The sequence below is a fragment of the Nocardioides luteus genome, assembly GCF_000960475.2.
Classification (GTDB): domain Bacteria; phylum Actinomycetota; class Actinomycetes; order Propionibacteriales; family Nocardioidaceae; genus Nocardioides; species Nocardioides luteus_A.
This window is the reverse complement of the sequence record NZ_JZDQ02000027.1, coordinates 48,161-60,444: the sequence shown is the minus strand read 5'-3', so window position 1 is coordinate 60,444 and position 12,284 is coordinate 48,161. Positions and strand designations below refer to the sequence as shown.

Sequence of the window (12,284 nt, the reverse complement as noted above, 5' to 3'; positions counted from 1 at the left end):
TCATGTCACACCACCTCGACTCACCGTTGGCCCGCCAGGACGTGCGGCTCGACATCACCGACCTGTACGTCTTCCGCGGCGAGACCGGCACCGTGCTGGTCATCAACGTGTGTCACTCGCTGGCCGGAGACATCCCGACGCCGGGCTTCCACCCCGAGGGCAGGTACGAGCTCAAGATCGACCTCGACGGCGACGCCGTCGAGGAGCGGACCTATCGCCTCGTCTTCGGCCCGCGCGACGAGACCGGGCGCCAGGACGTCGCCGTCCACCAGATCGACGGCGCCGCCGCCACCGACCCGTTCGCCGAGGGCACGGTGCTCGCCACGGGCACCACCGAGGAGGCGCTCACGACGGACGGCGGACTCCGGGTGTGGACCGGCAAGGCCGGCGACCCGTTCTGGATCGAGCCCGACGTGCTGCACGCGGTCGGTCACGCCTTCCAGGACGGGACGACGATCGACCTCGGGACCTGGACGCCCGACCAGGCCACGAACCTCTTCGCCGGCCACACGGTCTACTCGATCGTCCTGGAGATCCCCGACGCCGACCTGCTGGAGCCGGGACGTACGACGCGGCCGATCGGCGTCTGGGCGGTGGCCAGCCTCGCGACCGATGCGGGCGGCTGGCGCTCGATCAACCGGGTCGGCCTGCCGATGATCCACCCGCTGTTCACTCAGTACGACGAGCAGCTCGGCGATGATCTCAACGGCGGCCGTCCCAGCGAGGACGTGACGACGTACGGCGCCCGGCTCACGAGCGAGATCGCCAGCGTGGTCAAGACCTACGGCACGGCCGTCGATCCCGACCACTACGCGGCCGGTGTCGTGCGGCGGTTCCTGCCCAACGTGCTGCCGTATGTCGTGGGCACCGCGGCCTGCTTCGGTTTCAACGGCTGGAACGGCCGTACGCTGACCGACAACGCGCCCGCCGTGATGTTCTCGATCGCCGCCAACACGCCGGTCTCTCTCGGGATCGGCAAGGAGTCGGTCACCTCCGAACCGACTGCGGTCTTCCCCTACGTACCGGCCGTGGGCTGACCACCACCACGCGGGCCGCGCCGGGTTCCGGCGCGGCCCTCTACACGTCCCTCGCACCGCTGCTCGACGCGGTCTGGGCACGGGCATCGGGGTCTGACATCGCCGGTCGCGATCTTTGCTCGTCGTCCCCCACCCGATGTGGGGCATTCCTGCGTCTATCCGGGTAGGAGAAGCGGTGCGAGCGAGGAGGGTGGTTCCATGGACCGGGAGGTCGAGCTCAGGGAGTTCGTCTCGGCCCGGGGTGCCGCGCTCTCCCGGGCCGCATACCTGTTGACCGGAGACCACCAGGCCGCCGAGGATCTCGTGCAGGAGGTCTACGTCGTCCTCGTCCGACGCTGGCAGAAGTCCGGCACCATCGATCCCGAGGCGTACGTCCGCAGGATCCTCTACAGCCGGTTCATCGACGGCCGGCGACGGCGAAGGCTGCTCGAGGTGCCGCGGGCGACGCCCCCCGACGCCGCCGGCGGAGACGAGGCCGGGGCACTGGCCGATCGACTCACCCTGCGTGACGCGATGGCCCGGCTCACGCCCCGGCAGCGCGCCGTGCTCGTGCTGCGGTTCTACGAGGACCTCACCGAGCCGCAGACCGCGGCCGCCCTCGGCATCAGCCCCAACACGGTGAAGTCGCAGACCCGGGTCGCCCTGCAGCGGTTGCGGGAGCTGGCCCCCGACACGGTGGCCTCGTTCGAAGGAGTGGAGTCATGAGCACCTTGCGGGAGGCGCTCGACCAGGTCGCCGCCGACGTCCCGGTCTACGGCGATCTCGACCGCGCCATCGAGAAGGTGGACCGCGACCGGCGTCGACGCCACGGCTTGGTCGCCGGTCTCGCCGCAGCCGCGGCCGTGGTCGTCGTGGTCGTGGGCGTGCTCGTGGTGACCCGCGGGAGCGAAGCACCGGAGCGGCCGGTCGGCCCGACGACGCCGAGCTCGACGACGTCGACCAGGACCCAGTCGTCGCAGACCTGGACCGACACCCCGCTGGCCGCCACCGGTGACGGCGCCGACTGGGTCGTCCCGGACCCGTTGCAGAGGAGCCGGGACCGGTGGTTCGCCGTGGTCACCGATCACCTCGATCCTCCTGGCGCGGACCTGGATCGCCAGTCGAGCGACGCATGGGGTGGCCACTTCATCTGGCCGGCCGAGCTGCCGGACTACCCCACGTACGGACGGATCGGGTTGATCGTGGACCGGGGTGCGGTGAACCTGCTCGACGACGGGTGCCGCGCCGTCCGGGCCCCGAACCCGTCGAACGGCACGCCGTCGTGCACCTTCGAGCGGTTCGTGGCACCCGGCGGCGAGCCGGCCGCGGTCTCCAGCTGGGGTCGCCGGTGCGGTGCGTACGAGGGCGGACCGCCACCGGACAGCTGCGGCGACTACGTCGTCGGCGTGGCGGTCCGGCGAGGCGATGGGCTGGTCGGGCTGGTCGAGATCGAGGGGCGCGGCACGCCCGACTCGAATCCTTTCAGCAGGACGGCGATGGCCGCGGCCGCAGCCGACCCGCGACTCTCTCTTCCTGCGAGCGCGTTCGGCGTCCCGTCCGACGCGGCCGTCCTGCGGGTCGTCGGCGATCACGTGGCGCGGTACCGACCCGACGACCACTACGCCGATCCGCATCACCCCGGTTATGCCCAGGCCTTCGGTTCCGTGCAGCGGGGCGGGAAGCCGAAGCCGCGAGCCCTCGGCGTGAGCGTGCGGGTGTGGCCCGCCGGTGACGAGCCCAGCTGCGGACCCCACTCTCTGGTCGAATGCCTCGAGCGCCGGGTCTACGGCGCGGAGGACCCGACCACGGTCTTCGTCGGCGAGTGGGACGAGGACGACTGGGCGAGCTGCTGCCCCAAGAACTCCAGGGCCTGGCGCCGGGAGTTCGTGTACGTCGGCGCGCACAACACCGTGCTCGCCACGGAGTCCCGGATCGTGGGCGCCGACGAGCAGGCCCCCGGCGACCAGCTCGACCAGAGCATGATCGACCTCGTTCTCGACCCTCGCCTGCAGTAGGCCGGGAAAATGTACGAAGGCCCCGGGTCCATGACCCGGGGCCCTCGTGGTGGTGCGCGAGGGGGGAGTTGAACCCCCACGTCCTTTCGGACACACGGACCTGAACCGTGCGCGTCTGCCTATTCCGCCACTCGCGCGTGCAGCAGAGGAAACGTTAGCCCACGGGCACCCACCGGCCCAAAACGACGGCACCCCGCCAGCCTTGACGCTGGTGGTCACCCGATCGTGGGAGGATCGAAACCGCGCAGAATGCGGGAAGTGGCAGATCCCCTGGGGTGCACCGATACGATCGGGCCGAATCCGGGGGGACCACTGTGCCCTGCGCGACTGACCAACCAACCCGACCGGCCCACACCGGCACCCTGAGAGGAGCGCAATCACGTGAGCGGCCTGCAGAAGTTCGAGCAGAAGCTGGAGCAGCTCATCTCAGGCGCTTTCGCCAAGGCGTTCCGGTCCGAGGTGAAGTCGGTGGAGATCGTCGCCGCGCTCCAGCGCGAGATCGACAACAACGCCCAGGTGCTCAGCCGCCAGCGGCGCCTGGTCCCCAACGACTTCTTCGTGGAGCTGTCCTCCAGCGACCTCAGCAAGCTGGAGTCCTACGGCCCTCACCTCAAGGAAGAGCTGAAGCGCCAGCTGATGGACCACGCCGAGGCGCAGGGGTTCGTCTTCCCGGGCCGCGTGAGCATCGAGTTCGGCGAGGCGAAGGACCTGACGATCGGCCGGTTCCGGGTGCGCAGCCGCGCCCAGGCCGCCGTCTCCGGCGCCGACATGAGCGACACCCAGGTCAGCCGCGCGCAGGCCTACCTGGAGATCAACGGCACCCGGCACCCGCTCCACGGCAACCTCGTCGTGGGCCGAGGCACCGACGCCGACCTGCGCATCAACGACCCGGGCATCAGCCGCCGCCACATCGAGTTCCGCTCGAAGCAGGCCGGCGACCGTGTGCGCGTCGAGGTCTATGACCTCGGCTCGACCAACGGCATGCTGGTCAACGGGCAGAAGATGGCGAGTGCAACCTTGGACGACGGCTCTCAGGTGCGGATCGGCACCACCGTCATCACCGCGCACATCGTGGAGGAGCGCCGTTGAGCGAGCTGACTCTGTTTCTGATCCGCGTCGCTTATCTGGCGATCCTGTGGATCTTCGTGCTGGCCGCGCTGTCGGTGATCCGCTCCGACATGTTCGGCGCGCGGGTCACCAACGCCTCCGCCGGCCAGCCCGCCGCCGCACCGGGGCGCGGCAAGTCGCCCGCGGCGCGGGCACCGCGGCGCGGCGTACCCACGCATGTGGCGGTCACCACCGGCTCCAACGCCGGCGTGACCGTTCCCCTCTCGCAGGCCCCCATCGTCATCGGCCGCGGCAGCGATGCCGCGATCATCCTCGACGACGACTACGCCTCCACCCGCCACGCCCGGATCGCCGTCTCCGGCGACCAGTGGTTCGTGGAGGACCTCGGATCGACCAACGGCACCTACATCGGGTCGGTCCGGATCAATCAGCCGACCGCCATCTCTCTCGGGACCCAGGTGCGGATCGGTAAGACAATCCTGGAGCTGCGCAAGTGACCGCTGCGACCGACCCCACCCCCGACCCCGCCCCCAGTCCCCGCTCTGCCGACGGACGACCTTTCCGCCTCGAGTACGCGGCGATCTCGGACGTCGGCCGGGTGCGCAAGGACAACCAGGACAGCGGGTACGCCGGCCCCTGGCTGCTGACCGTCTGCGACGGCGTCGGCGGTGCTGCCCGCGGTGACATCGCCTCCAGCACGGCCGTCCAGCAGCTGCGCAAGCTCGACGAGGAGCCGGCCCCCGGGCTGGTCGACGACGACCTGATCGGCCTGGTCTCCCACGCGCTGCACATGGCCCACGACGAGATCGGCCACCTGGTCGACCACGACCCGACGCTCAACGGCACCAGCACGACCTCGACCGTCGGCCTCTTCGACGGCTCCAAGCTGACCGTCGGCCACGTGGGCGACAGCCGCGCCTACCTGCTCCGCAACGGCGCGATCCACCAGGTCACCCACGACCACACCTTCGTCCAGACGCTGCTCGACGAGGGGAGGATCACGGAGGAGGAGGCCAAGACCCACCCCCACCGCAACCTGATCCTCAAGGCCCTCGACGGCACCCGCGAGCTCGAGCCCGACCTCTTCATCGTCGACCTCGCCGCCGGTGACCGGCTGATGTTCTGCAGCGACGGCGTCTGCGGCTACGTCGACGACCCGCGGATCGCCGACATCCTGGCGACCGGCACGCCCGAGTACGCAGCCGTCGAGCTCGTCCGCGTCTCCCTCGACTCCGGCAGCACCGACAACGTGACCTGCGTGGTCGCCGATGTCGTGCCCAGCGACACCGTCCCCTCCCCGGGCCTCGAGCCCCAGATGGTGGGTGCAGCCGCCGAGCTCAAGAGGAGAACCACCAAGACCGGCCAGATGACCGCCCTGTTCCGCGGTCACCGGATGGGCGACACCGGCGAGCTGGACCCGATCGACGAGGAGATCCCCGACGGCGCGATCGCCGCCGACCCGGAGGAGATGCGCTACGCGCTCCAGGCGCCGGCGAAGCACCCGCGGCTGCGCTGGACGTTCGGGCTGATGACCGTCCTCGGCATCGTCTGGATCGCCGTCGCGACCGCGTTCGTCTGGTCGCAGAACCAGTGGTACATCGGCGAGCAGGACGGCAACGTCACGATCTTCCGCGGCGTACCGACCACGATGGTCGGCTTCGACCTCTCCGAGCCCTACCAGACCTCTGACCTGAAGGTCGCCGACCTGGCCGAGACCTACCAGCACCAGCTCGAGGACGGCATCCACAGCAAGGACCTGGCCGGCGCCCAGGAGAAGGTGCAGTCGCTGGCCGACCAGAACGCTGCCGACTCGGGAAGCGGGTCATGAGCGAGCGCCAGCGAGCGACAACAGGCCTCAGGCCGGCACCTCCGTATTCTTGCGCTTGCGCTACGGAGGTGGCGGCATGAGCGGATTCACCCCGGCGAGCTCGATGCCCGTCTTCGTCCACCGGTCACGCCGAGGGGCTGAGCTGGTCCTGCTGATCCTGGCCCTGGCGGTCGGGATCGGAGCGTACGCCGCGGTCGGCCTCGGGGTGCAGGAGAAGATCCCGGTCGACATCGCCGGCTACGGCACCTGGCTGGTCGCGCTCCTGGTGGCGGCCCACATCGGCGTACGTCTGCTGGCGCCCTACGCCGACCCCGTGCTGCTGCCGCTGGTGGCGATGCTCAACGGTTTCGGTCTGGCCGTCATCCACCGGCTCGACCTGGCCGCGGGGGCGAGCGAGTCCGACGCCTTCGCCCGTCAGCAGCTGATCTGGATGACGATCGGCGTGGTGCTGTTCCTGGTCACGCTCTTCGTGGTCCCCGACCACCGGATGCTGCAGCGGTTCACCTACACCGCCGGACTCGGCGCTGTGGTCATGCTGATCCTGCCGATGCTCCCGCTCATCGGGAAGGAGATCAACGGCGCCCGGATCTGGATCAACCTCGGTCCGGTGAGCTTCCAGCCCGGTGAGGTCGCCAAGGTGCTGCTGGTGATCTGTTTCGCCGGCTACCTGGCGGTCCACCGTGACGCGCTCGCCCTGGCCGGCCGCCGGTTCGTCGGCATCGACCTGCCGCGCGGCCGCGACCTCGGCCCGCTGCTGATGATGTGGGTGATCAGCCTCGCGATCCTGGTGCTGCAGCGCGACCTCGGCTCCAGCCTGCTGTTCTACGGCCTCTTCGTGGTGACGCTCTACGTCGCGACCGAGCGCAAGGGCTGGATCTTCGTCGGCGGTGTGCTCTTCGCCGGCGGGGTCTTCGCCGCGATCAGCCTCTTCAGCCATGTCCGCGTCCGCGTGCTGACCTGGCTGAACCCGTTCGACTACTACCCCGACCCCCTCAACGGCACTTCTTCGGGTCAGCTCGTCGAAGGCCTCTTCGGGATGGCCTGGGGCGGCATGATCGGCCGCGGGTTCGGCTCCGGCGAGCCTTGGCGGGTCCCCTACGCCAACTCTGACTTCATCATCCCGGCGATCGGCGAGGAGCTCGGCCTGACCGCGCTCCTCGCGCTGCTGCTCTGCTACGGCCTGATCGTCGAGCGCGGCCTGCGCACGGCGATCGTGGCCCGCGACGACTTCGGCAAGCTGCTCTCCGTCGGTCTGGCCACCTCGGTGGCGCTGCAGACCTTCGTGGTCGTCGGTGGCGTGACCGGGCTCATCCCGCTGACCGGTCTGACCACGCCGTTCCTCTCGTATGGTGGATCTTCGCTGGTCGCCAACTGGGTGATCGTGGCCCTGCTGTTGCGCGTCTCGGACCAGTCCCGCAGGCCGCTGCCGACGGCGCCGTCCGACGAGGACCTCGCCGCTGAGGAGACCCAGATCGTCAAGCTCGACAAAGGGGCGATGACCAAGTGAACCGCCCCATCCGCACGCTCAGCGTCGGCTGCCTGATCCTGTTCGTGGCGCTGATGCTGAACCTGACGTACGTCCAGTTCTTCAAGGCGAGCTGGTACAACAGCCGCGCCGACAACCGCCGGGTCACCGAGGACGCCTACTCGCAACAGCGCGGCGACATCCTGGTCGGCAAGAAGGCGATCGCCACCAGCAAGCCGAGCGACGACAAGTACGAGTGGCAGCGCACCTACCCCGGCGGCAAGAAGTACGCCCCGATCACCGGGTTCATGTCCTATTCCTACGGCCAGTCCGGGGTCGAGCGGTCCCAGAACTCCGTGCTGTCCGGGAAGGACAACAAGCTCTTCACCAACCGCCTCGTCGACCTCGTGACCAACTCCGAGCCGGCCGGCGGCAACGTCGAGCTCACCATCGACTCGAAGGTCCAGGACGCTGCGTACGAGGGCCTGACCGCGCTCGGTGACGACGTCCAGGCGGCCGCGGTGGCGATCGAGCCGAGCACCGGCCGGATCCTGGCGATGGCCTCGACCCCGACCTACAACCCGGACCGGCTGGCGACCCACGACTTCGGCGCCGCGAGGAAGTCCTACGACCAGCTCTCGAAGGACGACGACGAGCCGCTGCTCAACCGCTCCATCCAGACCGCGCTGCCGCCGGGCTCGACCTTCAAGCTGGTCACCGCCGCCGCCGCGATGGAGAACCTCGGCAAGAACCCCGACAGCAAGGTCTACGGTGGCGCGCTCCTGGACCTGCCGCAGAGCGACAAGGACCTTCCCAACGAGAGCGGCGGCTCCTGCGGCGGCGACCAGATCACGCTCACCCGCGCGCTCGAGGTCTCGTGCAACACGGCCTTCGGCCAGCTCGGCATCGACCTGACCAAGGAGCAGCAGGACGAGCAGGCGCGGAAGTTCGGCTTCGGCCAGAAGTATCTGACCGACCTGCCGAACCAGGCCACGAGCACCTTCACCGACGATCTCGACAAGCTCGACAGCCCGCCCTTCCGCGCCTACAGCGCGATCGGGCAGTACAACGTCAAGGCGACCCCGCTGCAGATGGCGATGGTCTCGGCCGGCATCGCCAACGGCGGGACCGTGATGAAGCCCTACATCGTCGACCGGGTGACGTCGTCCTCGCTCGACGTCATCGACCAGGGCAACCCCACCAAGATCGACGACCAGCCTGCGGTGTCGAGCGAGACCGCAGAGGGTCTGACCGAGATGATGGTCAGCACCGTCGAGAACGGCACCGCTGCCCCGGCCGCGATCCCGGGCGTCACCGTCGCCGGCAAGACCGGCACCGCGCAGAGCTCCAAGGAACGTGCGCCGTACGCGTGGTTCACCTCCTTCGCCCCGGCGGAGAACCCGAAGATCGCGGTTGCCGTGATGGTCCAGAAGAGCGGCACCGAACGCAGCGAAATCGCCGGCGGACGGCTGGGCGGCCCAATCGCGAAGGCCATGATGGAGGCAGCGATCTCATGAGTCGTTACGTATTCCACGAGCTCATCGGCACCGGCGGGATGGGCGAGGTGTGGCGGGCGACCGACACGACCCTCAACCGCGAGGTCGCGATCAAGCTCCTCAAGCCCGAGCACGCCGAGGACCCGATCGGGCGCTCCCGGTTCGAGTCCGAGGCGAAGCACGCCGCGGCGCTCCACCACCCCAACGTGGTGGCCGTCTACGACGTCGGCGAGATGCCGACCGCCTCCGGCCTGATGCGACCGTTCCTGGTGATGGAGCTGGTCGACCACAAGCCGCTCTCCGAGCTGCTCCGGGACGGCCGTCCCCTGGATCCCGAGGTCGTCCGCGACCTGCTCGGTCAGGCCGGCGACGCCCTGGCCGCCGCACACCGCGCCGGCATCGTCCACCGCGACGTGAAGCCTGCCAACCTCCTGGTCACCCCGCAGCGCAAGGTGAAGGTGACCGACTTCGGCATCGCCCGAGCGCAGGCGTCGACCGGCATCACCGGCACCGGCCAGGTCATGGGCACCCCGCAGTACCTGAGCCCCGAGCAGGCCCGTGGCGAGAAGGCCACCCCGGCCTCCGACGTCTACTCCCTCGGCGTGGTCGCCTTCGAGTGTCTGGCCGGCTACCGGCCGTTCCAGAAGGAGACCCCGGTCGCGACCGCGATCGCTCACCTGCACGACCCGGTGCCGCCGCTGCCCGACCACGTCCCCGCCGATCTGGCCGCGGTCGTGATGCGGAGCCTGCAGAAGGACCCGACCCTCCGCTACGCCGACGCGGCCGCGTTCACCGCCGCGATGATCGGGCACGGCGCGGCCGACGCGGACGCCGATGCCACCACCGTCGTCGCCGCCGCGCCGGGTGACGCGACCGCGACGTCGGTCATGGACCCGGTGCCCTCGCCCGGTTCCACCCAGAACTTCGTCGGCATGCAGGGTGGTCCTGGTGGCCCCGAGGGTCCGCTGCCGCCTCGCTACCAGGACCCCTACGACCGTTACGACGAGGACGAGGACCAGCGGCCCTGGTACAAGAAGCCGTTCAACATCGTCGTGCTCGTGATGCTCGTGGCCGTGATCATCGCGATCATCTGGATCATCTCCACCCTCGCCGCCGATCCGGAGACGCCTCCGGCGAGCGATGCGTCCACCACGCCGTCGGTCTCCTCGACTCCCACCCCGTCGAAGAAGCCCGAGGACGAGCCGAAGCCCGTCGAGATCGACGAGGACGACTACATCGGCCGCAACGTCGACGAGGTGCGCTCCGAGCTCAGCGACCTCGGCCTGACCGTGAAGGTGGCCGTCCAGGACAACGACGGCAGCAACGAGCCCGACACCGTCTCCGGCCTCGACCCGACCCGCAACCTCTACGAGGGCGACACGATCACCATCCGCTACTACGGCGAGCGGCCGGTGGTCGAGCCCACTCCCACCGAGGAGACCGAGGACCCGGAGGAGACCGAGGACCCGACCGACGGCGAGTCCTCCGACGGCTGGGTGTTCCCGTCCGACATCCCCACCGACGGCAACGGCAACGGCAACGGAGGCGGCGGCAATGGCTGAGGGAGCACTCCTCGCCGGTCGCTACGAGGTCGGCGAGCTCCTCGGCCGCGGCGGGATGGCGGAGGTCCGCAAGGGCACCGACCACCGGCTCGGCCGCGTGGTCGCGATCAAGCGCCTGCGGATGGACCTCGCCAGCGACGCGACCTTCCAGGCCCGGTTCCGGCGTGAGGCGCAGTCCTCGGCCAAGCTCAACCATCCCTCGATCGTGTCGGTCTACGACACCGGCGAGGAGAAGTCCGACGACGGCGTCGCCCAGCCCTACATCGTGATGGAGTACGTCGCCGGCCGCACGCTGCGCGACGTGCTCCGTGAGGGTCGCAAGATCCTGCCCGAGCGAGCGCTGGAGATCAGCTCCGACGTACTCAACGCGCTCGACTACAGCCACCGCAACGGGATCATCCACCGCGACATCAAGCCGGGCAACGTCATGCTGACGCCGGCCGGTGACGTGAAGGTGATGGACTTCGGCATCGCCCGGGCGCTCAACGACGTCCAGTCCACGATGACGCAGACCGCGGCCGTCGTCGGCACCGCGCAGTACCTGAGCCCGGAGCAGGCCCGCGGTGAGCAGGTCGACGCCCGCTCCGACGTCTACTCGGCCGGCTGCCTCCTCTACGAGCTGCTCACCGGCCGTCCGCCGTTCGTCGGTGACTCGCCGGTCTCGGTGGCCTATCAGCACGTACGCGAGCAGGCTCAGCCTCCCTCGGCCCACGACCCGTCGCTGCCCCGTGAGCTCGACGCCATCGTGATGAAGTCGCTGGCCAAGCGGGTCGAGGATCGCTACCAGTCGGCGCAGGCGATGCGCACCGACATCGAGCGCTACCTCGCCGGACGTCCGGTCCAGGCGACCGTGCCACCGAGCTTCGACCAGACCCAGGTCGCCCAGAACCGCGCGGTGGCGGGCGCCCCCTACGGCGGCGACCCCACCAACGGTGGCTACTACCCGCCCCAGGACGACCGGGCCGAGGGCCCGCGGCCGTGGGTGCTCGTCCTCCTCGGACTCGTCATCATCGGCCTGATCGCGGTGGGCGCCTACTTCCTGCCGACGGCGCTCGGTCCGCAGACCACGCCGGCACCCGACGTCACCGGCCTCACCCAGGAGAAGGCGATGGCCGAGCTGAGCACGGCCAAGCTGAAGGGCGACGTCAAGCAGGAGCCGAGCGACACCGTCGCCGTCGGCGTGGTGATCTCCCAGGACCCGCCCGCCGGCGAGGACGTCGAGGAGGGCAGCACCGTCACGCTGACCGTCTCCACCGGGCCACCCAACCGGGAGATGCCCAACGTGATCGGGATGCCGCAGAAGACGGCCAAGGAGCTGCTCGAGAGCGATCCCTACAACTTCACGGTGAAGATCGAGACGGAGGAGTCCGACGAGGACAAGGGCACCGTCATCAAGTCCGACCCGGTCGACGGACAGAGTGTCACCACCGGCAACAGCACCGAGGTCCTCCTCACCGTCTCCAAGGGCCCGAAGAAGGTCCCGAACGTGGTCGGGAAGACAGCGGAGCAGGCCGAGGAGATCCTCCGTAATGCCGGCTTCAAGCCCGTACGCAAGGACGAGCCGAACACCGACAAGCCCAAGGGCACCGTCGTCGAGCAGACGCCGGCCAAGGGCACCCCGCTCGCCCAGGACGGCGAGGTGATCATCTTCGTCTCGACGAAGGAGGACGCCCTGCCGAGCTGTCAGACGCTCGTGCCCGGCACGGACCCGGCCAACCCGTCGGCGTCGGCCACCCAGACCGCCGATCCGGGCGACCCGCCCACGTGTGACCCGGCGCTGCCGCCGAGCACCCCGGCGTCGCCGTAGCGCCCGGACCTCGCCGTAGCCCCTGTC

10 protein-coding genes and 1 tRNA gene are annotated in these 12,284 nt (G+C 69.7%); 10 read left to right on the top strand and 1 reads right to left on the bottom strand.

Annotation, left to right across the window (positions count from 1 at the left end; genetic code table 11):
- Positions 1-2 precede the first annotated feature (2 nt).
- The 3 genes from UG56_RS18705 to UG56_RS18695 all read left to right on the top strand — a co-directional run bounded on the left by UG56_RS18705 (position 3) and on the right by UG56_RS18695 (position 3,031).
- Entirely contained in the window at positions 3-1,037 is a 1,035-nt protein-coding gene (locus tag UG56_RS18705; protein WP_045550785.1) for a DUF4331 family protein, read from the top strand.
- Between the two features lie 198 nt (positions 1,038-1,235).
- Entirely contained in the window at positions 1,236-1,742 is a 507-nt protein-coding gene (locus UG56_RS18700; protein WP_045550786.1) for a SigE family RNA polymerase sigma factor, read from the top strand.
- Positions 1,739-3,031 carry a hypothetical protein gene (locus UG56_RS18695; protein WP_045550787.1) on the top strand — a complete coding sequence of 431 codons (1,293 nt, stop codon included), beginning with the start codon at positions 1,739-1,741 and terminating at the stop codon, positions 3,029-3,031. Before UG56_RS18700 ends, UG56_RS18695 begins: the two co-directional genes overlap by 4 nt.
- A 50-nt stretch (positions 3,032-3,081) precedes the next feature.
- Here the strand turns inward: UG56_RS18695 and UG56_RS18690 are convergent.
- A tRNA-Leu gene (locus tag UG56_RS18690) sits at positions 3,082-3,168 on the bottom strand.
- A 244-nt stretch (positions 3,169-3,412) separates the two neighbouring features.
- Here UG56_RS18690 and UG56_RS18685 point away from each other — a divergent pair.
- The 7 genes from UG56_RS18685 to pknB all read left to right on the top strand — a co-directional run bounded on the left by UG56_RS18685 (position 3,413) and on the right by pknB (position 12,257).
- Positions 3,413-4,120: an FhaA domain-containing protein gene (locus UG56_RS18685; RefSeq protein ID WP_045550788.1), complete on the top strand. Its 708-nt coding sequence runs from the start codon at positions 3,413-3,415 to the stop codon at positions 4,118-4,120.
- On the top strand, positions 4,117-4,596 hold the full coding sequence (locus tag UG56_RS18680; RefSeq protein WP_008355644.1) for an FHA domain-containing protein FhaB/FipA: 480 nt from the start codon (positions 4,117-4,119) through the stop codon (positions 4,594-4,596). Before UG56_RS18685 ends, UG56_RS18680 begins: the two co-directional genes overlap by 4 nt.
- Positions 4,593-5,927, top strand: coding sequence for a PP2C family protein-serine/threonine phosphatase (locus tag UG56_RS18675; protein ID WP_052693202.1), 1,335 nt, complete (start codon positions 4,593-4,595; stop codon positions 5,925-5,927). The genes UG56_RS18680 and UG56_RS18675 overlap by 4 nt, the downstream gene beginning before the upstream one ends.
- Positions 5,928-6,003: 76 nt before the next feature.
- Positions 6,004-7,434, top strand: coding sequence for an FtsW/RodA/SpoVE family cell cycle protein (locus UG56_RS18670; protein ID WP_045547302.1), 1,431 nt, complete (start codon positions 6,004-6,006; stop codon positions 7,432-7,434).
- Positions 7,431-8,909, top strand: a complete 1,479-nt coding sequence (locus tag UG56_RS18665) for a peptidoglycan D,D-transpeptidase FtsI family protein (protein WP_045547301.1) — start codon at positions 7,431-7,433, stop codon at positions 8,907-8,909. The genes UG56_RS18670 and UG56_RS18665 overlap by 4 nt, the downstream gene beginning before the upstream one ends.
- On the top strand, positions 8,906-10,450 hold the full coding sequence (locus UG56_RS18660; protein WP_045547300.1) for a serine/threonine-protein kinase: 1,545 nt from the start codon (positions 8,906-8,908) through the stop codon (positions 10,448-10,450). Before UG56_RS18665 ends, UG56_RS18660 begins: the two co-directional genes overlap by 4 nt.
- Positions 10,443-12,257 carry a Stk1 family PASTA domain-containing Ser/Thr kinase gene (gene pknB / locus UG56_RS18655; RefSeq protein WP_045547299.1) on the top strand — a complete coding sequence of 605 codons (1,815 nt, stop codon included), beginning with the start codon at positions 10,443-10,445 and terminating at the stop codon, positions 12,255-12,257. Before UG56_RS18660 ends, pknB begins: the two co-directional genes overlap by 8 nt.
- The last annotated feature ends 27 nt before the right edge of the window (positions 12,258-12,284 follow it).